Annotated in this window: 22 protein-coding genes and 1 pseudogene; 15 read left to right on the plus strand and 8 right to left on the minus strand. The window is 67.7% G+C overall.

The genetic code is table 11. The features are described 5' to 3' along the window. Positions 1-35 precede the first annotated feature (35 nt). Entirely contained in the window at positions 36-953 is a 918-nt protein-coding gene (locus E6G92_07000; GenBank protein ID TMJ19517.1) for an NAD(P)/FAD-dependent oxidoreductase, read from the plus strand. On the opposite strand, the gene rimM is transcribed toward E6G92_07000, so the two are convergent. From rimM to E6G92_07015, 3 genes are all read right to left on the minus strand, one after another. Further along, entirely contained in the window at positions 954-1,439 is a 486-nt protein-coding gene (gene rimM, locus E6G92_07005) for a 16S rRNA processing protein RimM (protein ID TMJ19518.1), read from the minus strand. Positions 1,440-1,577: 138 nt separating this feature from the next. Beyond that, positions 1,578-2,363, minus strand: coding sequence for a 30S ribosomal protein S16 (gene rpsP, locus E6G92_07010; protein TMJ19519.1), 786 nt, complete (start codon positions 2,361-2,363; stop codon positions 1,578-1,580). Positions 2,364-2,384: 21 nt separating this feature from the next. Next, positions 2,385-3,863, minus strand: coding sequence for a signal recognition particle protein (locus E6G92_07015; protein ID TMJ19520.1), 1,479 nt, complete (start codon positions 3,861-3,863; stop codon positions 2,385-2,387). Between the two features lie 179 nt (positions 3,864-4,042). Here E6G92_07015 and E6G92_07020 point away from each other — a divergent pair, with 179 nt between their 5' ends. From E6G92_07020 to E6G92_07050, 7 genes are read left to right on the plus strand one after another with little or no spacing between them, the layout of a single operon-like run. Beyond that, positions 4,043-4,855, plus strand: a complete 813-nt coding sequence (locus tag E6G92_07020; protein ID TMJ19521.1) for a diaminopimelate epimerase — start codon at positions 4,043-4,045, stop codon at positions 4,853-4,855. After that, a complete protein-coding gene (mtaB, locus tag E6G92_07025; GenBank protein TMJ19522.1) occupies positions 4,852-6,315 on the plus strand; it encodes a tRNA (N(6)-L-threonylcarbamoyladenosine(37)-C(2))-methylthiotransferase MtaB in 1,464 nt (487 codons plus the stop codon). The genes E6G92_07020 and mtaB overlap by 4 nt, the downstream gene beginning before the upstream one ends. Continuing rightward, positions 6,312-7,238: a signal recognition particle-docking protein FtsY gene (gene ftsY, locus E6G92_07030; GenBank protein ID TMJ19523.1), complete on the plus strand. Its 927-nt coding sequence runs from the start codon at positions 6,312-6,314 to the stop codon at positions 7,236-7,238. Before mtaB ends, ftsY begins: the two co-directional genes overlap by 4 nt. Further along, positions 7,235-7,867, plus strand: coding sequence for a septation protein IspZ (locus tag E6G92_07035; GenBank protein ID TMJ19524.1), 633 nt, complete (start codon positions 7,235-7,237; stop codon positions 7,865-7,867). The genes ftsY and E6G92_07035 overlap by 4 nt, the downstream gene beginning before the upstream one ends. 12 nt (positions 7,868-7,879) lie before the next feature. Beyond that, positions 7,880-8,812 (plus strand): ABC transporter ATP-binding protein, encoded by a 933-nt coding sequence (locus E6G92_07040; protein ID TMJ19525.1) that lies wholly within the window; start codon positions 7,880-7,882, stop codon positions 8,810-8,812. Further along, entirely contained in the window at positions 8,809-9,570 is a 762-nt protein-coding gene (locus E6G92_07045; protein ID TMJ19526.1) for a sugar ABC transporter permease, read from the plus strand. The genes E6G92_07040 and E6G92_07045 overlap by 4 nt, the downstream gene beginning before the upstream one ends. Before the next feature lie 11 nt (positions 9,571-9,581). Continuing rightward, positions 9,582-10,463, plus strand: coding sequence for a hypothetical protein (locus E6G92_07050; protein ID TMJ19527.1), 882 nt, complete (start codon positions 9,582-9,584; stop codon positions 10,461-10,463). A 97-nt stretch (positions 10,464-10,560) separates the two neighbouring features. Here the strand turns inward: E6G92_07050 and E6G92_07055 are convergent, their stop codons facing one another. Beyond that, positions 10,561-11,205, minus strand: coding sequence for a superoxide dismutase (locus E6G92_07055; GenBank protein ID TMJ19528.1), 645 nt, complete (start codon positions 11,203-11,205; stop codon positions 10,561-10,563). A gap of 69 nt (positions 11,206-11,274) precedes the next feature. Further along, positions 11,275-11,829 (minus strand): tetratricopeptide repeat protein, encoded by a 555-nt coding sequence (locus E6G92_07060; GenBank protein TMJ19529.1) that lies wholly within the window; start codon positions 11,827-11,829, stop codon positions 11,275-11,277. A gap of 155 nt (positions 11,830-11,984) precedes the next feature. Between E6G92_07060 and E6G92_07065 the strand changes: the two genes are divergently transcribed. From E6G92_07065 to E6G92_07075, 3 genes are read left to right on the plus strand one after another with little or no spacing between them, the layout of a single operon-like run. Continuing rightward, positions 11,985-13,043 (plus strand): phosphotransferase family protein, encoded by a 1,059-nt coding sequence (locus E6G92_07065; GenBank protein TMJ19530.1) that lies wholly within the window; start codon positions 11,985-11,987, stop codon positions 13,041-13,043. After that, positions 13,043-15,082, plus strand: a complete 2,040-nt coding sequence (locus E6G92_07070; protein ID TMJ19531.1) for an adenylate/guanylate cyclase domain-containing protein — start codon at positions 13,043-13,045, stop codon at positions 15,080-15,082. Before E6G92_07065 ends, E6G92_07070 begins: the two co-directional genes overlap by 1 nt. Continuing rightward, on the plus strand, positions 15,063-15,791 hold the full coding sequence (locus E6G92_07075) for a hypothetical protein (GenBank protein ID TMJ19532.1): 729 nt from the start codon (positions 15,063-15,065) through the stop codon (positions 15,789-15,791). The genes E6G92_07070 and E6G92_07075 overlap by 20 nt, the downstream gene beginning before the upstream one ends. 238 nt (positions 15,792-16,029) lie before the next feature. Here the strand turns inward: E6G92_07075 and E6G92_07080 are convergent. After that, positions 16,030-16,119, minus strand: a pseudogene (locus tag E6G92_07080) (M3 family metallopeptidase). Between the two features lie 110 nt (positions 16,120-16,229). On the opposite strand from E6G92_07080, the gene E6G92_07085 reads away from it, so the two are divergent. Genes E6G92_07085 through E6G92_07095 form a run of 3 tightly spaced genes read left to right on the plus strand, consistent with a single transcriptional unit; the run spans position 16,230 to position 19,886 of the window. Further along, a complete protein-coding gene (locus E6G92_07085; GenBank protein TMJ19533.1) occupies positions 16,230-17,459 on the plus strand; it encodes a hypothetical protein in 1,230 nt (409 codons plus the stop codon). A 29-nt stretch (positions 17,460-17,488) separates the two neighbouring features. After that, on the plus strand, positions 17,489-18,679 hold the full coding sequence (locus E6G92_07090) for a hypothetical protein (protein TMJ19534.1): 1,191 nt from the start codon (positions 17,489-17,491) through the stop codon (positions 18,677-18,679). Between the two features lie 4 nt (positions 18,680-18,683). Continuing rightward, positions 18,684-19,886, plus strand: coding sequence for a hypothetical protein (locus E6G92_07095; protein TMJ19535.1), 1,203 nt, complete (start codon positions 18,684-18,686; stop codon positions 19,884-19,886). 3 nt (positions 19,887-19,889) lie between these two features. Here the strand turns inward: E6G92_07095 and E6G92_07100 are convergent, their stop codons facing one another. After that, on the minus strand, positions 19,890-21,326 hold the full coding sequence (locus E6G92_07100; protein TMJ19536.1) for an aldehyde dehydrogenase family protein: 1,437 nt from the start codon (positions 21,324-21,326) through the stop codon (positions 19,890-19,892). After that, on the minus strand, positions 21,327-22,202 hold the full coding sequence (locus E6G92_07105; protein ID TMJ19537.1) for a phosphodiesterase: 876 nt from the start codon (positions 22,200-22,202) through the stop codon (positions 21,327-21,329). Between E6G92_07105 and E6G92_07110 the strand changes: the two genes are divergently transcribed. Beyond that, a complete protein-coding gene (locus E6G92_07110; GenBank protein TMJ19538.1) occupies positions 22,173-23,591 on the plus strand; it encodes a 3-deoxy-7-phosphoheptulonate synthase in 1,419 nt (472 codons plus the stop codon). The two genes, E6G92_07105 and E6G92_07110, sit on opposite strands and share 30 nt — an antisense overlap. The last annotated feature ends 36 nt before the right edge of the window (positions 23,592-23,627 follow it).

Consider the following 23,627-nt stretch of genomic DNA (forward strand, 5'->3'; position numbering starts at 1 on the left):
GGAACAATCGGCAAGGCAGGGACGCTGGAGGACCGATGGAGGAGCCGCAACTCGATTGCCTGATCGTCGGCGGGGGACCTGCGGGGCTCACCGCGGCCATCTATCTCGCGCGCTTCCATCTCAAGGTGCGCGTGATCGACGCGGGCGACAGCCGAGCGCTGTGGATTCCCTGCACGCGCAACCATGCCGGCTTTCCCGAGGGCATTTCGGGCAAGGAGCTGATCGCGCGGATGAAGACGCAGGCCGAGAAATACGGCGCCGGAGTCGAGATCGAGCGGGTGACCCGGCTCGATTCCATCGACGGCGGCTTTTGCGCGACCTGGGGATCGGGCTCGGCAGCCGCGCGCTCGGTTCTTCTGGCGACCGGCACCCATAACCGCCGGCCCCCGATGGACGAGGAATTGCACGAGGAAGCGCTCGCTCGGGGCCTGATCCGCTATTGCCCGATCTGCGATGGCTATGAGGTGACCGACCGCAAGGTCGGCGTGATCGGCAGCGGCGCTCACGGCGTCGCCGAGGCGGTGTTCCTGCGCTCCTACACCGCCGACATCACCCTGATCGCGCCTGACCGGGCGCACGATCTCGCGGCCGACGACCGGGAGCGCCTCGATGACCTTGGCATCGCCGCCGTGGACGGTCCCTGCCACGCGGTCGCCGCCCTCGCCGACGCGATCGTCGTCGAGACGGCGCACGGCCACCACACGTTCGACAGCGTCTACCCGGCTCTGGGTTCCGACGTGCGCTCCGAATTGGCCGGCCAGGTCGGAGTCGCACTGAACGACACCGGCTGCATCCTGGTCGATTCGCACCAGCGCACCAGTGTGACGGGGATCTACGCGGCGGGAGACGTGGTCATCGGACTCGACCAGATAAGCCATGCCATGGGCGAGGGCGGGGTCGCAGCGACGACCATCCGCAACGATCTGGCGCGGGACCGGCCCTTCCTGCGCTGATCAGGCGACAAAGGCGGGATCGGCGACGATCCGTCCGTCCTGAAGATCGGCGAGACCGGGGCGGAACGGCACCAGGGCGCGCTTGCCGTCGGGCCGTTCGATCTCGAGCAGATCGCCGGCGCCGAAATTTTCGACCGCGACGACCGAGCCGAGCGGCTCGCCCGAAACGCTTTCGCAGGGCAGGCCGATCAGGTCGGCGTGGTAATATTCGCCCTCTTCGAGCGGAGGGAGCGAGGAGCGCGGCACGGTCAGCAAGGTGCCGCGCAACGCTTCCGCCGCCGAACGATCGCCGACCTCGGCGAAGCGGGCGATGGCCCCCGCGCTGCCCGGCTTGACCGATTGCAGCGTCAGGGTCCGATCGCCCGCGTGCACGATCTTGTGCCGCTTGAGGCTTTCCAGCCCCTCAGCGAACAATTTCAGGCGCACCTCGCCGCCGATGCCGTGCGCGCCGGCCACGGCGGCAAGGGTGACCTGCGGCTCGGACACGTTAGCCCCTCCCCTTGATGGGGAGGGGTTGGGGGTGGGGTGGAGTCAATGAAGAGCGGTGACTCTTCGGACACTCCACCCCCGCCCAACCCTCCCCCATCAAGGGGGAGGGCTTTAGAGACTGGGCGGCGATCAAGATTAGGCCTGCTCGGCCTTCTCCGCGCCCTCCTCGGGAGCGGCGTCGTCGGCGCCTTCGACCGGGGCCTCGGCGGATTCGCCCTTGTTGGCGGCGTCCTCGGCCGGCGTGGCCTCCTCCGCGGTCTCGGTAGCGGCTTCCTCGGCGGCCGGAGCTTCCTCGGCAACGGTATCGGCCGGCGCTTCCTCAGCCGCCGGGGCCGTCTCGGCGGCGGGTTCGGCCGGAGCTTCCTCAGCAGCCGGGGTCTCTTCGGCAGCGGCTTCGGCCGGGGCCTCTTCGGCAGCAGCCTCGGGAGCCTCTTCGGCAGCCGCCTCGGCTTCCGCCTGCGGAGCCTCTTCGGCGACGTCGGGCGTCGCGGCCTCGATCGCCTCGGCGGCGACCTCTACGGTCTCTTCCTCGGCCGCGGTCTCGGCGACCTCCTCGGCGGGGGCGTTGGCGGCTTCGGCGGCCTCGGCCTCCTTCGTCGCACGCTCCTCGGCGCGCTCCTTGGCCTTCTCGCCCGGCAGACCCTTGTTCGGGTTATTCTTGGCGGTGCGCTCCTTGATGCCGGCGGCATCGAGGAAGCGGAGCACGCGATCGCTCGGCTGGGCGCCGACGCTGAGCCAATGCCGGATGCGGTCGGCGTCGAGCTTCACGCGCTCTTCGCTGTCCTTGGGCAGCAGCGGATTGTAGCTGCCGACGCGCTCGATGAACTTGCCGTCGCGCGCATTGCGCGCATCGGCGACGACGATCTTGTAATAAGGCCGCTTCTTCGCGCCGCCCCGGGAAAGCCTGATTGCAACTGCCATTTTACGTTTCCTTTCTGATACTTATTTCTTGAAATTCTTGGGAAGATTGAACGGTGCGCCACCGCCGCCGGGAAGGCCGGGCAGGCCGCCCGGCGGCATCCCGCCAGGGCCGCCGAGGCCGCCGAGGCCCCCTGCTCCGCCCATGCCGCCCATGCCGCCACCGCCGCCGAACAGGGCGCCCAGCTTGCCGAGCCCGCCCATCTTGCGGATCTTCTTCATCGCGGTGGACATTTCCTGGTGCATCTTGAGGAGCTTGTTGACCTCCTGCACCGTCGTGCCCGAGCCGTTGGCGACGCGGATCTTGCGCTTGGCGTTCATCAGTTCGGGCTTCAGGCGCTCCTTCGGAGTCATCGAGCTGATGATCGCGTCGAGCCGGCCGAGGACATTGCCCTCCAAGACCCCGCTCTCGTTGATCTGGTTCTTCATCTTGCCGATGCCCGGAAGCATCGAGGCGAGCGCGCCGAGGCCGCCCATGCGCTGCATCTGCTGGAGCTGCTGGCGAAGGTCGTTGAGGTCGAACTGGCCCTTGGCCATCTTGGCCGCCATCGCCTCGGCCTCTTCGGCCTTGATCGTCTCCTGCGCGCGCTCGACGAGGCTGACCACGTCGCCCATTCCGAGGATTCGCCCGGCGACCCGCTCGGGATGGAAGGGCTCAAGTCTGTCGATCGCCTCGCCCGTGCCGGCGAACTTGATCGGCCGCCCGGTGACCGCGCGCATCGACAAAGCCGCGCCGCCGCGGGCATCGCCGTCCATCCGCGTCAGCACCACGCCGGTGAGGTCGATCTGGTCGGCGAAGCTCTTGGCGACGTTGACCGCGTCCTGACCGGTCATGGAATCGGCGACGAGTAGAATCTCATTGGGAACGGACGCTTGGGCGACAGCCTTCATCTCGTCCATCAGGGCCTGATCGACGTGGAGCCGGCCTGCGGTGTCGAGCATCAGCACGTCATAGCCCTGCAGCCGCGCCGCATTGAGCGCGCGCTTTGCGATCTCGACCGGTTGCTGGCCCGCGACGACCGGAAGCGTCGCGACGTCGGCCTGGCGGCCGAGCACGGCGAGCTGCTCCTGCGCCGCCGGGCGGGCGACGTCCAAGGACGCCATCATCACCTTCTTGCGGTCCTTCTCGGTGAGCCGCTTGGCGATCTTGGCGGTGGTCGTCGTCTTGCCCGAGCCCTGCAGACCGACCATCATGATCACCGCCGGCGGAGTGACCGCGAGCTCCAGGCCCGCCTCCTCGGCGCCGAGCATCTCGACCAGGGCGTCGTGGACGATCTTGACCACCTGCTGGCCCGGAGTGACCGAGCGCAGAACCTGCTGGCCGACCGCCTGCTCGGTCGCCCGGTCGACGAACTCGCGCACCACCGGAAGCGCGACATCCGCCTCGAGCAACGCGATCCGCACTTCGCGCATCGCGCCGCGCACGTCGGCCTCGTTCAATGCGCCGCGGCCGCGCAGGCGGTCGAACACGCCGCTCAGACGATCGCTCAGGCTCTCGAACATCCGGTCTTCCTCATCAGCCGCGCCAAACGAAAAACGCCGGCGGGCGAAACCTCGCCGGCCAGCGCGCGCTCGTGGCGCTTCGAAACTCACCCGTCATCGGGATGGCGGCCACATAGGGGTTGAGAGAGCGGAAGGCAAGGTGGACTTGAGCCCGGCCGCCCCCTAGATCGCCTCTCGCAATGACCCGCTTCCACAAGATGCACGGCCTCGGCAACGATTTCGTCATCCTCGACGCCCGCAAAGGGGCGGTGGCGATGGACGCCGCGCGGGCGCGGAGCATCGCCGATCGGCATACCGGCGTCGGTTGCGACCAGGTGATCCTGCTCGAGCCTTCCGACGTCGCCGACGTGCGCATGCGAATCTGGAACGCCGACGGCGGCGAGGTCGAATCCTGCGGCAATGCGACGCGCTGCGTGGCCCTGCTCGGGGCTTCGACGATCGAGACGAAGGGCGGCATCCTCACGGCCAGGGCCAACGGCTCAGGGGCCACGGTGGACATGGGCGTGCCGCGCTTCGGCTGGGACGAAATCCCCCTCGCCTACCCGATGGACACCGCGCGGATGCCGGTCGGCTGGGAAGATCTGCAGAATCCGGTCGCGGTCAATGTCGGCAATCCGCATGTCGTGTTCCTGATGGAGGATGCGTCCGGGATCGATCTCGCCCGGCTGGGACCCCTCATCGAGAAGGACCCGCTGTTCCCGCAAGGCGTGAACGTGAACGTCGCCGAAGCCTCCATCGGGGGCATGAGCATCGAGGGGGTCCGCCGGTCCGGGCTCGTCCTACACGTGTGGGAGCGTGGGGCTGGCCTGACCCAGGCCTGCGGCACGGGCGCCTGCGCGACTGCGGTGGCGGCGATCAAATACGGACAATCGACCTCTCCGGTCGGAGTGAAGCTCCCGGGCGGGACGCTCGTGATCGAATGGGCTGAGGGCGACTCGATCCGGATGACCGGCCCCGCCACCCACGTCTTCACCGGCGAGATGGCGCTGTGAGCGGGCCGGAGGTCATCACGCTCGGCTGCCGCCTCAACAAAGCGGAGAGCGAGGCCATGCGCGCGCTTGCGGACGCGCAGGACGACCTGATCATCGTCAACAGCTGCGCGGTGACCAACGAGGCGGTTCGCCAGACCCGTCAGGCGATCCGGAGGGCCAAGCGGGCGCGGCCGGACGCGCGCGTGTTCGTCACCGGCTGCGCGGCGCAGGTCGAGCCGGAGAGCTTCGCGGCGATGCCCGAGGTGGACCGGGTGTTGGGCAATACCGAAAAACTTGAAGCTTCAAGCTATCAACCGTTCGTGTCGAGCGAAGTCGAGACACCCTTTCGAGCGAAGCCGAGAAGCGAAAGCCTCGACTTCGCTCGGCGGGGCCCCTCGACTTCGCTCGGGGCGAACGGGTTTTTGGTTCCGGCACAGGCCGAAATCCGGGTCTCCGACATCATGGAGGTGCGCGAGACCGCGCCGCACCTCGTCTCCGGCTTCGCCGAGCGCTCGCGCGCGTTCGTCGAGGTGCAGAACGGGTGCGACCATCGCTGCACCTTCTGCATCATCCCCTACGGACGCGGGAACAGCCGCTCGGTCCCTGCAGGGCTCGTCGTCGAGCGGATCAAGGCGCTGGTCGGCGAAGGGTTCCGGGAAGTGGTCCTGACCGGCGTCGATGTGACCAGCTACGGCCCGGATCTCCCGGGCGGGCCCACGCTGGGCCAGTTGATCGAACGCATCCTGCGCCACGTGCCGGATCTTCCACGCCTCAGGCTCTCGTCGCTCGACTGCATCGAGATGGACGACCGCCTGTTCGACATCGCCACGGGCGAGCCGCGCTTCATGCCGCACCTGCACATGAGCTTCCAGGCCGGCGACGACCTGATCCTGAAGCGGATGAAGCGCCGCCATTCGCGCTCCGACGCGGTCGAGACGGTGGCGCGGCTCAAGGAGAAACGCCCCGAAATCGCGATCGGCGCCGATTTGATCGCCGGCTTCCCCACCGAGAGCGACGAGATGGCCGGGAACACGCTCCGTCTGGTCGACGAATGCGACATCGTGATGGGCCACATCTTCCCCTTCTCGCCGAAGCGTGGCACTCCGGCCGCCCGCATGCCCCAGGTCCCTCCCGCCATCGCCAAAGAGCGCGCCCGCCGCCTGCGGGAGGCCTGCGCGCGGCGCAGGGCGGCATGGCTTGAGGGTCTGGTGGGGACGACGCAGCGGGTGCTGATGGAAAATGACGGCAAGGGCCACGCAGAGAATTTCGCGCCGGTCCGAGTCCGTCATTCCCGCGAAAGCGGGAATCCAGCTTCCTTCACTGGAGAAAAGCTGGACCCCATTGAACAGGATCGCCACGTCCCCCGGACGTGGCTGCGCAGTGCGGGGCACTGCGCACCTGTCCAATTTCGCGGGGGTGACGTCCTGGCGGTGCAAGTCACGGGCCTTGAAAACGGCACCCTGATCGGAGTGCCCGCGTGACGGATGCGTCCTGGTACGAGCGCATGCGGCTCGGCTTTCAGAAGACCAACGCCCGGCTCGGCGACAATCTCACCGGCCTCATCACCCGCGCCAGCCTCGATCCGGCGACGCTCGACCACATCGAGGAGGCCCTGGTCGCCTCCGACCTCGGCCCGCGCACCGCCGCGAAGGTCCGGGCGCGGCTCGAGGGCGAGCGCTTCGAGCGCGGCATCAGCGAGGAGGCGGTGCGCGCGGTCGTCGCGGAGGAGCTGGAGAAGATCCTCGCCCCCGTCGCCGAACGGCTCGAGATCGACGCCTTCCCGCGCCCGCAGGTGATCCTCGTCGTCGGAGTCAACGGATCGGGCAAGACCACGACCATCGCCAAGCTCGCCCATCTTTTCATGGAGCAGGATTATTCGGTGCTCCTCGCCGCCGGCGACACGTTCCGCGCGGCGGCGATCGACCAGCTCCGCATCTGGGCCGATCGCGCAGGCGTGCCGATCATCGCCGGCCCGGAAGGCTCGGACAGCTCCGCGATCGTCTTCGACGGGGTCAAGAAGGCCACCGCGGAAGGCATAGACGTGCTGATCGTCGACACCGCCGGCCGGCTCCAGAACAAGAAGGATTTGATGGACGAGCTCGCCAAGATCCGCCGAGTGCTCGGCCGGCTCAATCCGGCCGCGCCCCACGACGTCGTGCTCGTGCTCGACGCGACCACCGGCCAGAACGCGCTCAGCCAGATCGAGGTGTTCCGCGAGGTGGCGGGAGTGACCGGCCTGGTCATGACCAAGCTCGACGGCACGGCGCGCGGCGGCATTCTGGTCGCCGCGGCCGACGCCTACGGCCTGCCGATCCACGCCATCGGCGTCGGCGAGGGGATGGACGACCTTCGCCCGTTCGATCCGGCCGAGGCTGCCCGGGCGATCGCCGGGAGCGCGGCATGAGCCTGGAGACCGCACAGAAGCCGAAGCCCGGCACAGCCGCGATGCTCACCATCGATTACGGTCCGCTGGTCCTTTTCTTCCTCGCCAATATCCTCGCCCCCGTGCCCGACGCCCTGCGAATCTTCGTCGCCACCGGCGTGTTCATGGCGGCGATGCTGGTGGCGATGCTGATCTCGCAGATCAGATACGGGCGGATCTCGCCCTTGCTCTGGTTCTCCGGCCTGATGGTCGTCGTGCTCGGGGGACTCACCATCTGGCTGCACAACGAGAGCTTCATCAAGATCAAGCCGACCATCTATTACGGTACGGTCGCCTTGCTGCTCCTGTTCGGCCTCAGGACCGGGCGCAACCTGTTGAAGCTTGTGCTCGGAGCGGCCTATCCGGGCCTTTCCGAGCGGGGCTGGAACCTGCTGACGCGCAACTGGATCATCTTCTTCGCCTGCATGGCCGTGGTCAACGAGGCGATCTGGCGCACGACCAGCACCGATTTCTGGGCCGGCTCCAAGCTCTGGCTGTTCATCCCCGCGACCTTCATCTTCATCCTCGCCAACATGCCGATGCTGCTTCGCCACGGCCTCGCGCTCGACGAGCCGGCCAAGGAGCCGCCGCCGATGGCGCCGGTCGAATAAGGGGGGACGCGCGTGGAGCCGGTCATCGCCGTCAGGGGGCTCAGCAAGACCTACAAGTCGGGGCTCCAGGCGCTGAAGACGGTCGACCTCGAGATACGAAAGGGCGAGATCTTCGCGCTTCTGGGGCCGAACGGCGCCGGCAAGACCACCCTCATCTCGATCGTCTGCGGGATCGTCACGCCGACCACGGGGACGGTCACCGTCGAGGGCCGCGACATCCAGGGCGACTATCGCTTCACCCGCCGCAAGATCGGCCTCGTCCCGCAGGAGCTGCACACCGACGCGTTCGAGACGGTCTGGGCGACGGTCAGCTTCTCGCGCGGCCTGTTCGGCTGCGCGCCGAACCCCCCGCATATCGAGAAGGTGCTGAAGGAGCTGTCGCTCTGGGACAAGCGCAAGTCGAAGATCATGGAGCTTTCGGGCGGGATGAAGCGCCGGGTGATGATCGCCAAGGCGCTCAGCCACGAGCCCGAGGTGCTGTTCCTCGACGAGCCCACCGCGGGCGTTGACGTCGAGCTTCGCCGCGACATGTGGAACCTGGTCCGCCAGCTGCGCGAGAGCGGAGTCACCATCATCCTCACCACCCATTATATCGAGGAGGCCGAGGAAATGGCCGATCGGGTCGGCGTCATCAGCCATGGCGAGCTGATCCTCGTCGAGGAGAAGGCCAGCCTGATGAAGAAGCTCGGCAAGAAGGAGCTGACGCTCAACCTGGTCGAGCCGCTCGAGACCATCCCGCCGGCACTCGCGGACTGGGACCTGGCGCTGAAGGCCGATGGGCACGAGCTGCTCTACGTGTTCGACGCCAATGCCGAAAAGACCGGCGTGCCCTCTTTGCTCCGGGCGATGAGCGATGCGGGCATCGCCTTCAAGGACCTCCACACCCGCCAAAGCTCGCTGGAAGATATCTTCGTCAGCCTCGTCCACAGGAAGGACGCCGCGTGAACGTCTACGGCACCTGGGCGATCTACCGCTTCGAGATGGCGCGAGCGCTGCGCACTTTGTGGCAGAGCCTCGTCACCCCTGTCATCACCACCTCGCTCTATTTCGTCGTGTTCGGCGCGGCGATCGGCTCGCGGATGACCGAGGTGCAGGGCGTGCCCTACGGCGCCTTCATCGTCCCGGGTCTGATCATGCTCTCCTTGTTCACGCAGAGCATCTTCAATTCCAGCTTCGGAATCTTCTTCCCCAAGTTCACCGGCACGATCTACGAATTGCTCTCGGCCCCGATCTCTCCCTTCGAGACGGTGCTCGGCTATGTCGGCGCGGCGGCGACCAAGTCGATCGCGCTCGGCCTCGTCATCCTCGCCACGGCGGCCTTCTTCGTTCCGATCCAGATCCTCCATCCCGTCTGGATGGTCGCCTTCCTCGTTCTGATCTCCGTCGCCTTCTGCCTGTTCGGCTTCATCATCGGCATCTGGGGCCAGAATTTCGAGCAGATCCAGTTCATCCCGATGCTGATCGTAACCCCCCTCACCTTCCTCGGCGGCGCCTTCTACTCGGTCGACATGCTCGGCGAGCCGTGGCGCACGGTCACCCACTTCAATCCGGTCGTCTACCTGATCAGCGGCTTTCGCTGGAGCTTCTACGGCAAGGGCGACGTCAGCGTCGAGCTCAGCCTCGCCGCCACCGCGGGCTTCCTCGCGCTCTGCCTCGTTGTCATTGCCTGGATGTTTCGCACGGGGTATCGGCTGAAGACCTGAGGGGTCTGCCGATGCGCCTCGAGTTCGTCCTGCTCGCGCTTCTCCTTGCGGCACAAGAGCCGCCGATCATCGTCACCGGTGAAAGGCCGAACGCGGAGCAAATCCACCGCGAGGCGCACGACTTCGTCGAGAGCCATGCGGTGCGCACCCGAATCGGCCAATATGCGCGCTGGCACGTTCCGATCTGCGTGCGCACCTGGGGCCTGCCGCTCGAGCTCAACGCGCGCATCTCCAACCGCGTGATGGACATCGCCGACAGCATCGGCATCCGCACCAACCGCGCCGATCCGTGCAGGCCGAACGTGCGCATCGGCTTCACCACCGAGCCGCAGAGGATGATCCGGGCGGCGGCGCGGCGCAATTCGCTGATCGTCGGCTTCCATTACGCTTCGGAGGGCGCGCGGCTGATGCGCGTGCGCCAGCCGGTCCAGGCCTGGTACGTCACGACCACCAGCGGCGACGGTTCCAGAAACCAAGGTGGCGTCATCGGTACGGAGACAATCGACGTCGCCGGCCAGCCCGTCCCGGGAGGCAGGTCCGACAGCCGGCTCACCGCCGGGCTCAGCAGCGGCCTCGCCCATGTGCTCATCTTCGCCGATGTCCGCGTGGCCGAGGGCCAGGACACGGACGCGATCGCCGAGCTGCTGGCCTTTCTCGCGCTGGCCCAGACGCCGGTGGCCGAAGCCTGCAACGACTCCGACACGATCGTCAATCTGATGAACCCGGCCTGCCCGCCCGAGCGCCGTCCGGTGGCGCTCACCAGGGCGGATACCGCCTATCTGCGCGCGCTCTACGAGATGAATGCCACGATCATCGCGCAGCACCAGCGCGGCGACCTCGTCACTCACATGGTGCGCGAGATGGAATCACCTCCTCCCGCTCATCCTGAGTAGGGACTGAGCCTGGCGAAGGCCCCTATCGAAGGACCGATACGCCGCTTCGACTTCGCTCAGGCGGCTACTCAGGATGAGCGAAGAAATGATAATCCCCTTAGGCCTCGGCCAGCGCCCCGGCGTCCTGGTCGGCGCGCTCCAGCCCTTCGCCGTCGAGGTTGCGGCCGACGAAGTCCCAGTTGACGATGTTGCCGAGGACGCTCTCGGCGAAGCGCGGCCGCTCGTTGCGATAGTCGATGTAATAGGCGTGCTCCCACACATCGAGGGTCAGCAGCGGCTTCATCCCGTCGTGGACCGCCGGCGTGTCGGCGTCGTGGAGCGAGGTGATCCTGAGCCGGCCGCCGTCGAGCACCAGCCAGGCCCAGCCGCTCGCGAAATGGCCGACCGCTTCGTCCTTCAGCCTGGCGAGCAGCTGCTCGGCCGTTCCGAAATCCTCCTCGATCATCGCCGCCAGCTTGCCCGACGGGCGCTGACCCTCGGGCGGCGCGAGGCATTGCCAGAAGAAGCTGTGGTTCCAGATCTGGGCCGCATTGTTGAACAGGCCTGTGTCGCCCTGCTCCTTCGCCGAGCGGATCGTCTCGACCAGCGAGCGCGTCTCGATCCCCTTGTCGGCGATCAGCGCGTTGGCCTTGTCGACATAGGCCTTGTGATGCTTGCCATGATGGAAATCGAGAGTCTCGGCCGACATGAACTTGCCGAGCGCGTCACGGGCGAACGGAAGGGCTGGAAGGGTGAAGGTCATGGCCGGTCATCCTGCGAAAGGGGAGCTCGTACAGGATAACCGACCAGACCGTTGCCGGGTTCATTCCTTTTAGTGCGGAACGACCCGAAAACGCTGCAATTCCACCCGCGGATCGTTCCATTCGGGCGCGAGCTGGCTGGCAAGCTGGTAATCCGCATAGGCCTGGCGGACGTTGCCGAGCTGCTCATTGGCGATCGCCCGGCCGTAATGCGCGATCGCCGGGCGCGACGTGTCGCGTTCGAGCGCAACCGTGTAGAGCTGAAGCGCCTCGGTCGGATTGTCGCGGCGAAGCAAGGCGGTGCCCTTGTTGAGATAGGCTTCGGCCTGCTCGGGATCGAGCCGGATCGCCTCGTCGAAATCGGTGATCGCGGCTTCGACGAGACCGCGCCTGAGCCGCAATATGCCGCGGTTCACATGGGTCGCGACGATCTCGTATTGCGACAAATTCTCGCGCAGCAAAGCATCGTCGCAGCGCCTGACGTCCCGCACGGTGGGATTGAGCGGCGAATCCGCGGCCTGGTAGCAGAGCCGGGCGTCGCTGCTTCCGACGACGAAGACGCTGGCCGAAGCGGGGACGGCGCAGGCCGCGAAGACGGCCGCGAGCAAGCAGGAACGATTAGCCATAGTCGAACTCCCTCAACCACAGCCCACCGCCAAGAAGGATAACACAAGTTCGGCGCGATAGAAATGGGCCCGGAACAATCTTGGCCCGGTCGTCCGGGGCTTGGGTTCGCGAAAAGCTTTTGAAAGCGGCGCCCGGCTGGTGCACCACGAGGAGGATGGATCGCGCCGAGCAGAATGAAGGGACCGGAGCCGTGCGCGAGGGCCACGGCTTCAATTCCGCGCGGCTCGAACGATGGATGTCGCGCGAGGTCGAAGGCTATGCCGGCCCGCTTCGAGTGGAGCAGTTCAAGGGCGGCCAATCGAATCCGACCTACAAGCTGGTGACTCCCGCTCGAAGCTACGTCCTGCGCCGCAAGCCGCCGGGCAAGCTGCTCCCGGGCGCGCACGCGGTCGACCGCGAATATCGGGTCATCACCGCGCTTGGGGCCCAAGGCTTTCCCGTTGCGCGGAGCTACGGCCTGTGCCTCGACGAGGAGGTGATCGGAACGCCCTTCTACGTGATGGAGATGGTCGAGGGCCGAATCTTCTGGGATCCGGCCTTTCTCGATGTACCGCGCGAGGAGCGCGCGGCCTATTTCGACGCGATGAACGCGACCATCGCCGCGCTCCATCTCATCGATCCCGAGGCTGCGGGCCTCGCCGACTATGGCAAGCCGGGCAACTATTTCGCCCGGCAGATCGGCCGCTGGTCGAAGCAATATCTCGCCGACGTCGAGGCCGGCCGGCTCGCGGCGATGGACAGTCTCGTGGAATGGCTCCCCGAAAACATCCCCCCCGACGAGCCCGAGCCGCGCGTGATCCACGGCGATTTCCGCTGCGACAACATGATCTTCCATGCCAGCGAGCCGCGTGTGCTCGCGGTGCTCGATTGGGAGCTTTCCACGCTCGGCCATCCGCTGGCGGACTTCTCCTACCATTTGATGATGTACCGGATGCCCGATGCGCTGGCCGGCCGGGACCTCGAAGCGCTCAGCATTCCGAACGAGGAAGACTACATCGCCGCTTATTGCGCGCGGACCGGGCGCGACGGCATTGCGGAGATGGACTTCTACATGGCGTTCAACCTGTTCCGCCTCGCCGGCATCCTCCACGGAATCAAGGGCCGCCTCGTCCGCGGCACCGCCGCGTCCGCCCATGCCGCCGAGATGGTGGGCCGGCTCGAGCCGCTGGCCGAGCTCGCCTGGGCGCAGGCCGTGAAAGCGGGGGCACGCTGATGGTCGAGGGGGAGCGGGCGGGCTGGACCAAGCGGCTGAAGCTGTCGCTGGGCCAGATCGGCCCGGTGCGGCTCGTCATCACCATTCTCCTGCTCGCCGCCGGCCTCTACCTCGCCCGCCACGACTGGCAGGTGCCCTTGCTCAGCGATGCCGAGCGCGCGCTTTACGACCTCAGGTTCAAGGTGAACGCCGCCGTCCTGGAGCAGCCCGACGACCGTATCGCCCTCGTCGTCTACGACGATGCGACCCTGGAGCAGCTCGGCAAGCGCTCGCCGCTGGACCGAGGCATGCTGGCGAGGGCGCTGCGAGCCCTCGACCGGCTCGGGCCGCGTGCGATCGGAATCGACATCCTCATCGACCAGCAGCAGCCCGAGGACGAGCAACTGATCCAGGCTCTCCGGACGATGCGAACGCCGACCTGGCTGGCCTTCAGCACCAACGAGGCCAATCCGGCGCAGATCGCCGGCTGGCAGGAAGATTGGCTGCGGAGCTTCTTCACGCGCGTCGGATCGAGCCGCGTGCGGCCGGCGAGCATCCGGTTCGGCGCGGACCAGGCGGACGGCGTGATGCGCCGCTGGCCGGTGCCCGATTCCACCGGGGTTCCGCTTCTCGCCAACGCCATGGCCTCCGGCCACCCGGCGTTCGTCGGCTATACCGGCGCGATCGATTTCACCTTGCTGCCGCAGTCGACCGACGCGCGCCGATTCACCAGGATATCGGTAGAGACGCTGGGGGCGCTCGACGAGATTCCCGCCGAAGCGCGCGAAATCGTCTTCGCCTCCCTCGCCGAGCAGATTCGGGGCCGCTACGTGCTGATTGGCGGCGACATCAACGATGTCGACGATTTCGAAACGCCGACGACTCGCTTCGGGCTCGGCTTCACCAAGGGGCTGGAGGTCCATGCCCAGATGCTCGCCCAGCAGCTCGACGGGCGAATGCCGCGGCCCATTCCCGGCTGGGTCCTCTGGCTGGCGGCGCTTGCCGTCGTCGTCGCCGGCTCGCTCACCAGCGGGTTGGAGCTGCGCGGCTGGCGGCTGGGCGCGGCGCTCTTCCTCCAGATCGCGCTGATCGCCTGGGTCCCCTTCCAGCTCCAGGCGATGCGGATGAACACGCTGGAGCTTCCCGCCTTCGGCTGGGGCGCGGGATGGCTGCTCGCCTTCATCGGCGTCGGCGCGGCGGCGCGCGCGGTCGGTTCCGAGCAGCGCCGCTTCGCCCAGTCGGCGCTCGGCAAATATCTTCCGCGCGACGTGGCGCAAGAGATCATGCGCGATCCCGACCGGCTCGCCCTGACCGGCGAGAAGACCAGGATCTACGCCCTGTTCACCGATCTCGAGGGCTTCACCAAGCTCAGCCACGCGATCACCCCGGAGACTCTGTCGCGCCTGCTCAACCGCTATCTCGATGTGATGAGCGACATCGTCCTCAAGCATGGCGGAACGCTCGACAAGTTCGTCGGCGACGCGCTGGTGACCTTTTGGGGGGCGCCGATCGCAAGGCCCGACGACGCCGACCGCGCGGTCCGCGCCGGGCGGGAGATGTACGAGGCGGGCGAGTTATTCCGCCGCACGGCCGGCGACGACGTGCCGGCGATCGGCTGCACCCGCGTCGGGCTTCACCGGGGCGAGGCCATCGTCGGCAATTTCGGCGGCGAGCGGCGAATCCAATATACCGCGCTCGGCGACGCGATGAACTGCGCGGCGCGGCTGGAATCGGCCAACAAGGCGCTGAAGACGACCATGCTCGTCAGCGATTCCGCCAAGAGCGAATCGAGCCTCGACATCTTCCGCCCGATGGGCAGGATCGTCGTTTCCGGCCGCGGAACGCCGTTCGAGGTCTGGGAGCCCGCCCCGGACATGGACGAGGCGTCGCGGGGCGCGCTGAACGAGGCCTGGTGCGCCTTCGACGGCGGCGACACGTCGGCGCTCGCGCGGCTGGAGGAGATCGCGGCCGCCCATGCGGAGGATGCGGCGCTGCAATATTTCATCTATAGGATCCGCGAAGTCGGTCCGGGAGGTCATTTTGTCTTGGGGTCCAAATAGCTTCAGCCTGGGCCGCGCGGCCGTCGCGCTGCTCGCCGCCGGCGCCGCCGTATCGGCCGCGGCCAATGTCCTCGTCGTGCGCTCGGCCGGCCCTTCGGTGGGTGCCTATCCCGCCGGCCGCTCGCTCCCCGACAATGCGCGGATCGCGCTCCAGCCCGGCGACCTCGTGACCGTGCTCGGGGCGGGGGGAACGCGAACCTTCCGCGGTCCCGGCACCTTCTCGCCCGGCGCCACAGTCCGCGCGGGCACCCAGACGCTCGCCGCCAACGACGGCCGCCGCGCCCGCATCGGCGCGGTGCGCACCGGCGGAATCGTTCCGCGCGGGCCGACGATCTGGCATGTCGACGTCAGCCAGGGCGGCACCTTCTGCCTGCTGCCCGACGAGGCCAACGTGATGCTCTGGCGGTCGGACGGCACGGCGCGGGGCCAGGTCACCATCACTCCCCCGGGCGGGCGGCCGACCACGCTGCAATGGCCGGCGGGCGAGACGATCCTCGCCTGGTCGCCGGGCGGCCCGCTGTCGGGCGGCACCTACACCTTCACTCAGCCGGGCGTCGCGGTGCCGACCCGGATCACCTTTCGCACGCTCGCGGCCGAGCCCACCGATCTCGAGAGCGTCGCAGCCGCCTTGATCGCCAATGGCTGCCAGGACCAGCTCGACGTGCTGGTGGATTCGCAGGCGGACCCGTCTCCGGGCTCGGGGAGCTAGGGTCGTACTCAATTAGGGGAGTTGTTTTTCGTTCGATTACAGAGTCATCCCGGCGAAGGCCGGGGACCCATGAACACGGCCTTCGAGGTGAAGCAAGATCGCGACGCCAGCCCTCGACCGCTTCTGTTCATGGGCCCCGGCCTTCGCCGGGGTGACTCCTCTTGGTTGGCAACGACACCCGATCTTCTAATTGAGTCGGAACTCCAGCACGCTCCGCCGCCGCCCAGCCGGCTGGTCGGAAAGCCCGCCGGCGCAGCAGCGCATCGACGTCCGGATCGCGGCCGCGGAAGGCGCGGTAGGCCTCGTTGCCGGTCGCGAGCAACGTGCGCGCTCAGCCGGGCCGGGCAATGGGCCTTGATCGCCCCGGCTGTTTGTAATCTAACGCTTTCAACGGGATAGCATTGCCATTATTGTGGCGCCGACTTCGGGGAGGTCATCATGCGCCGCCTTCTGCCACTTGCTTCCTTGTTCGCCGCAATCCCGCTTAGTGCCCAGCAGCCGGAAGCTTCCACCGATCAGCCGACGATCATCGTGACCGGCCCGAGGCTGCAGGGCTATCGCGACGCGCTCGCCCGCTGCCTCGCGCGCCACTGCCCGCCCAACGAAGATGCCGATGCGACGCTCGCGCTCGCCGAAGCCCTCTTTCTCGACGGGGCCTATCATGAGGGGCGTGACGCGGTGGCGGCGTCCCTTCGGCGCAACCGGGACCAGACCCGGGGGTATCCGGAGCCTGTCTCCGATCTCTACCGCGCCCATGCCAGACTTTCGCGCCACTTGGGTGAGGACGAGGACGGGCGCCGTTCCACCTACGGTGCGCTGCGCGCGCTCCAGGAGGGAATACCGGCCGAGGATCATCGCCACTTCACGGCGCGGCTCGAAGTCAGCGAAATGCAGATGCAGCGCGGCAATCTGCCCGCCGCGCGGCGCGAGCTGCAGGACCTGGCCCGAGTCGCCCGCGCGGCGGGACGCGAGGACGTCGCGACGGTAGCGGAGCTCCGGTCTCTGTGGTTCGAGCTGATCGTCGATCCGCAGAGCGATGCCCGGGCCCGGCTGATTGCGCTATCCCGGCTCGGCGCCGCCGCCGATCATATGCGGGCGACCGGGGCCAGGCTGCTGCTCGCCCGTTTCTACCGCGGCGCGGGACAAGCGGCGCGGGCGGATGCGTTGCTCGCCGAAGTCGGGCGATCCGCCTCGACCGCAACCCGCAGGCAACTGATCTACTCGCCCCCCTATCAAATGCAGGTGCAGGACACCGTGGCCGTCCGCGATACGGTGGACAGCGCGGGAATGCAGGGTCCCAGCGAGCTTGCTTTGGGTAATTTCACCGTTGCCAACGTGAATTCCAGCATGCCCGACAATTTCGAGGACAAATGGATCGACGTCGGGTTCTGGATCATGCCGGACGGCCGTGTCTCGGGCCTGGAAATCCTGAGAAATCGCAACAATCCCGATTGGGCCGACCCGCTGATCGAGTCGATCCGCGCTCGCGCCTACTCGGCCGGCACGGAAGCGACCTACCGCATGGAACGCTACACCTATACGGCCGGCTATCAGGAGCTGACCGGATCGCATATACGTCGGCGAACCCGCGCGGCACGTGTCGAGTATCTCGATCTGACGACGAGCGATGCACCGCCCACTCCCCCCACATCGGGCGGCTCCATTTAACTGTTCTCAACCGGAAGGCACCGCTTGGCATGTTCTACGCGCTTCTCCTCTCCGCAGCCGCCCTCGCCCAGCAGGCGCCGGCCCCGACCGACCAGCCGACGATCGTCGTCACCGGCCAGCGGCTTCAGGATTATCGCGATGCGCTCGCCCGCTGCCTCGCCCGCCACTGCCCGCCCAACGAGGATGCCGACGCCACGCTCGCTCTGGCCGAGGCCCTGTTCCTCAACGGCGACTATCATGAAGGGCGGGACGCGGTGGCGGCGTCGCTTCGGCGCAACCGCAACCAGGCGCGCGCCTATCCGGAGCCGGTCTCCGATCTCTATCGCGCCCATACCCGGCTTTCGCGCCACCTGGGGCAGGACATCGACGCCCGCCGCTCGGCCTACGGGATCCTCAGTGCTCTCCAGGAGGGGATTCCGCAGGAGGATTACCGGCACTTCACCGCCCGGCTGGAGCTCAGCGAATATCTGATGCTCGGCGGCAACTACAACGGCGCCCGCCGCGAGCTCAACGACCTGATCCGGATCGCCCGGGCGGCGGGGCGCGAGGACGTCGCCACCCTGGCCGAGCTTCGCATGCTGTGGTTCCAGAACATCGCCCAGCCCGAGAGCGACGCCCGCGCGCAGTTGCTGAGAATGACCCGCGAGACCGCGCCGGCCCAACGCATGCGCTCGACCGGCGCGAAGCTGCTGCTGGCCCGAATCTACCGCAGGGAAGGCCGCGCCGCCGACGCCGACGCGCTGCTCGCCGAGATCGGCCGAAGCAGCGCCGCCTCCGGCGCCCACCGGCGCCTGATCTCGGCGCCCAACTACGTGCTTCAGGTCCAGGACCCGAACGATATCAACGACAATAATGGCGAGAGCATCCCGACCGCCAACGTCCTCTCGCGCATGTCCGACAATTTCGAGGACAAGTGGATCGACGTCGGCTTCTGGATCACGCCCGACGGCCATGTCTCGGATCTCGAGATCGTGCGCGACAGCAACGAGAACGGCTGGGCCGATCCGCTGCTCGAATCGATCCGGGGCCGGGTCTATTCGGCGGCGGCCGAGCCGACCTATCGGCTTGAGCGCTACACCTACACCGCGCCCTACGAGCGGGTCACGGGCACCAACATCCCGCGCCGCTCGCGCCGCGCCCGGGTCGAGTATCTCGATCTCACCCAGAACGAGCCGCCACCGGTGCCGCCGGCCGCTGCTTCATCCTCTCATCGGGAGTAAGGCCATGCTGCTCGCGCTGATGATCGTCTCCGCCGCGGCCCAGCCGGCCCCCCAGCAGGCCCCGACGATCGTCGTCACCGGCCAGCGCATCCAGGATTATCGCGACCGGCTGGCCGCCTGCCTCGCCCGCCACTGCCCGACCGACGAGGACGCGGACGCGACGCTGGCGCTCGCCGAGGCGCTGCTGATCGAGGGCGAGTATCGCGAGAGCCGCGACATCGTCCAGGCGTCGCTCGGCCGCAACCGGCGCAACGCCGCGGCCTTCCCTGAGCCGGTCTCCGACCTCTACCGCGCCCATGCCCGGCTGTCGCACCATCTCGGCTTTGCCGACGACGCGCGCCGTTCGACCTTCGGGATCCTGAACGCGCTCCAGGCGGGGATTCCCGAGGAGGATTACCGCCACTTCACGGCCCGCTTCGAGCTCAGCGAATATCTGATCCAGTCGGGCAATATCGTGAGCGCGCGGCGGGAGCTGGCGCGGCTGCGCGAGGCCGCGCAGGAGGCCGGGCGTGACGACGTGGTCGCGCTGGCCGAGCTTCGCGGACTGTGGTTCGATTATATCGCCGCCCGCTCCGGCGAGGAGGGCGGCCGCGACCTGGATGCGAAACACACGCTGGCGCGCATGTCGCAGCTGGCCGAGCCGGCGCAGCGGATGCGAATGATCGGCGCCAAGATCCTGCTTTCGCGGATCCACCGGATCGAGGGACGCCCGGCGGAGGCCGATGCGCTGCTCGCCGAGATCGGGCGCAGCGATGCCGGCCGCGCCGGGCGGCGCCTGCTCTTTTCGCCGCCCTACGAGCTGGTCGAGCACCAGATCGAGCCGATGGCCGGCGCGATGTCGATTCGCGAGCTGATCAGCTTCAGCAGCGGCTCCGGGCAGACGCCGGACAATTTCGAGGGCAAATGGATCGACGTCGGCTTCTGGGTGATGCCGGACGGGCATGTCTCCGGCCTCGAAATCCTGCGGCAGGGTAGCGATCCCGATTGGGCGGACCCGCTGATCGATTCGATGCGGGGCCGTCGCTACGCGCCCGCCGCCGAGCCCAGCTACCGGCTCGAACGCTATACCTATACCGCCGATTACGAGCAGGTTCTGCGCACCCGGATCCCGCAACGCTCCCGCCGGGCGCGCGTCGAATATATCGACCTTACGACCGAAGGCGCGGCGCCGGGACCGCCCCCCGCGGCCGACGCCTCGTCGGGCTGACGCTCAGCCGCGGCGGCGGATGACGAGGTTCCTGATCTCGGTCATGTCCTCCATGGCGAAGCGGATGCCTTCGCGGCCCAGCCCCGAATCCTTGACCCCGCCATAGGGCATGTTGTCGACCCGGTAGCTCGGCACGTCGCCCACCACCACGCCGCCGACCTCCAGCCGGTCCCAGGCATCGAGCACCTGGAAGAGATCGCGGGTGAAGATGCCGGCCTGGAGCCCGAACTTGCTGTCGTTGACGACGTCGAGCGCGGCATCGAAGTCGTCGAAAGGGATCAGGAAGGCGACCGGCCCGAACGCCTCCTCGACGTTGAGCTTGGTCGCCGGATCGACATCCTCGAGCAATGTCGCCTCGAGCATCGCCCCCTCGCGCTTGCCGCCGCAGAGCAGCCTGGCGCCCTTGCCGATCGCCTCCTCGATCCAATTGTCGAGCCGCTGCGCCTCGTTGACGTCGATCATCGGGCCGATGAAGACCTTGCGGTCCTTGGGATCGCCGGCGACCAGCGTCTTCGTCTTCCTGACCAGCATGTCGCGGAAGCGATCGTAGACGTCGGCGTGAATCAGGATGCGCTGAACGCCGATGCACGACTGGCCCGACTGATAGAAGGCGCCGAAGATCACCCGCTCCAGCGCGTCGTCGAGATCGGCGTCCTTGTCGACGATTACCGCCGCGTTGCCGCCGAGCTCGAGCACCACCTTCTTCTTTCCGGCGCGCGCCTTGAGGTCCCAGCCGACGGCCGGCGAGCCGGTGAAGCTCAGCAGCTTCAGCCGCTCGTCGGTCGTGAACAGATCCGCGCCCTCTCTGTGGGCGGGGAGGATCGAGAAAGCCCCCTTGGGCAGATCGGTCTCCGCGAGCACCTCGCCCATGATGATCGCGCCGAGCGGCGTTCGGCTCGCGGGCTTCATCACGAACGGACAGCCGACCGCGATCGCCGGCGCGATCTTGTGCGCGGCGAGATTGAGCGGGAAGTTGAACGGCGAGATGAAGCTGCACGGCCCGATCGGAACGCGCTTCCAGATGCCCTGATAGCCCCTCGCGCGGGGGGATATGTCGAGCGGCTGGACCTCGCCGGTCATACGAACGCTCTCCTCGGCGGCGATCCGGAAGGTGTCGATCAGCCGCGTGACTTCGCCCTCGCTGTCCTTGATCGGCTTGCCCGCCTCGACGCAGAGCGCATAAGCGAGCTCCTCCTGGCGCTTCTTGAACCGGTCGACGCAATACTGGAGCACCGCCTGGCGCTCGTAGGAGGCCATCCGGGCCATCGGCTCCGCGGCCTCGACGGCGCCGGCGATCCCCGCATCGATGGTCGCCGCATCGGCCTGGGCGACCCGGAAGGCGACCTTGCCGGTGAACTTGTCGGTCACCGCGAGATCGGCGTTGGGCTGCATGGCCTCGTTGTTGAGATAGAGCGGATAGGTGTCCTTCAGCTTGACCATCTACGAGTCTCCGGCCGCCCCCTGGTTTAGCGCCCGCTCGGCCCACAGCTTGCGCAGCAGGGCCTCGCGTCTCGGGCTGAACCTGGCCACCGGCTCGTGCTCGCCCGCGCTGCCGAAATGGCTGATCAGCTCGCGCCCGTTCCACCAGTGAAGCGCGAAACAGGGCTCGTCCATGACGATCATCGGCCGCCCGTCGGGCGACTCGAGGTCGATCGGCTTGAAGTCCAGCGCGACCTGGGGCGCGGTCGCGGGACAGACGGCGAGCGACGTCCCCGCCCAGCGCGCGGCCACCGGGCGGTGGAGATGCCCGGCGATGATCCCGACGATGTTTGCCCGTCCCTCCACCACGGCCCTCAGCCGCGCGATCCAGGCCGCATCCGGATTTTCGGTCATCCACGAAAGGCCGGTGGCGATCGGCGGGTGGTGGAGAACGAGCGCGGTCGGCCTTTCGGGCGCCTCGTCGAGCCGCGCCTCCAGCCACGCGGCGCGCACGTCGCAGAAAGCGCCACCGTGGCGGCCGGGCTCGAGGGAATCGAGGACGAGGATTCGTACCGGCAGGTAATCGATCGCATATTGAACGAAGCCGTCCGCAGTCTTGGTCTCCGGAAAGGCCTCCAGCAAGGCGGCGCGATCGTCGTGATTGCCAACCGCCGGATGGACCGGAAAGGGAAGGCCGGCAGTCGCTTCGCGGAAGGCGGCGTAGGACCGGCCGTCGCCGGAATTCTCCACGATGTCCCCGGTGGCGAGCAACAGATCGGGCCGCGGATCCATTTCCATCAGAACCTTGAACACGCGGTCGAGACGCCGGCGGTTCAATTCATCGGGAATGCCCGCATCGAAGCCAAGATGGATGTCACTGATCTGGGCAAGGATCACGGCGTCGCCCGCCCGCGCCGGCTCGGCAGCATCGCTCGGGGATCCTTGTCCATGCCGCATTGGTGGCACATTGCGCGGGGCTGCGCCACCGGGCACACCGGCTCTATGGCCGTCGCCCCCCTCCCTCCCCGCACGACCGTTTCGGCAGCGGACGAAGGGCGCGGCGACTGGTCCCCCTCGAGCTGGCGCCGGTTCGAGGCACGCCAGCAGCCAGATTATCCCGATCCGGCCGCGCTCGAAGCGGCGGAACGCGAGCTCGCCGACTATCCGCCGCTCGTGGCCTTCCGCGAAATCGATGCGCTCCGGCACGTCTTGGCCGACGCCCAAAGCGGCCGCGCTTTCCTTCTGCAAGGCGGCGACTGCGCCGAAAGCTTCGCCGAATTTTCGATCGCGAACATCGACGCCAATCTCGCCTTGCTCGAAGAGATGGCGGAGCGGGTCGGCGCAGGCTCCGCCACGCCCATCATCCGCCTCGGGCGAATGGCCGGGCAGTTCGCCAAGCCGCGCTCGGCGGCGAGCGAAACGCGCGGCGGCGTCTCGCTTCCCGCCTATCGCGGCGACATCGTCAACGGCATCGCCTTCGATACCCGCGCCCGCCGGCCCGATCCGGAAAGGATGTTCCGCGCTTATGCCCAGGCCGCGGCGACTCGAAGCCGGATCGGGCCCGCCGCTTACACCAGCCACGAGGCGCTGCTGCTGCCGTTCGAGCAGGCCCTGGTCCGCAGCGATCCGGATACCGGCCGGCCCTACGCCACCTCCGCCCATTTCCTCTGGATCGGCGACCGCACGCGCTTCGCGGGCTCGGCCCATGTCGAGTTCGCGCGGGGCCTCGCCAATCCGATCGGAATCAAATGCGGCCCGTCGCTCGACGGGGAAACCTTGCTCGGCCTGCTCGAAACGCTCGATCCGGCGCGGGAGCCCGGCCGGATCACGCTGATCGCGCGCATGGGATGGGACCGGATCGAGGCCGCATTGCCGCCGCTGCTTCGCGCTGTTCGGGGCAGCGGCCGTCCGGTCCTTTGGTCGTGCGATCCGATGCACGGCAACACGATCCGGACCGCGCTGGGATCGAAGACTCGGCCGCTCGACCGCATCCTCGCCGAGACTCGCGCCTTCTTCGCCATCGCGGCGGCCGAAGGGGTGCGCTGCGGCGGCCTCCATTTCGAGATGACCGGCCGCGACGTCGCCGAATGCATTGGCGGCGGCGTGGCGCCGGGCGATCCCGACATGGCCGACCGCTACCACACCCATTGCGACCCGCGGCTCAACCCGGCCCAGGCCATGGCGCTCGCCGATCTGGCTGCCGGCTGCCTTGGCGAAGCCGCTTCCTCCCCGGCTTCGCCCAGGCGCCGCAGCGAGCGTCTTCCTTCCACCCCCTCACTCGGCTAGACCGCATTTTCGTTTTTCACTTTCGGGGAACCTCAA

The sequence above is a fragment of the Alphaproteobacteria bacterium genome (genome assembly GCA_005883305.1).
Lineage (GTDB): Bacteria > Pseudomonadota > Alphaproteobacteria > Sphingomonadales > Sphingomonadaceae > Allosphingosinicella.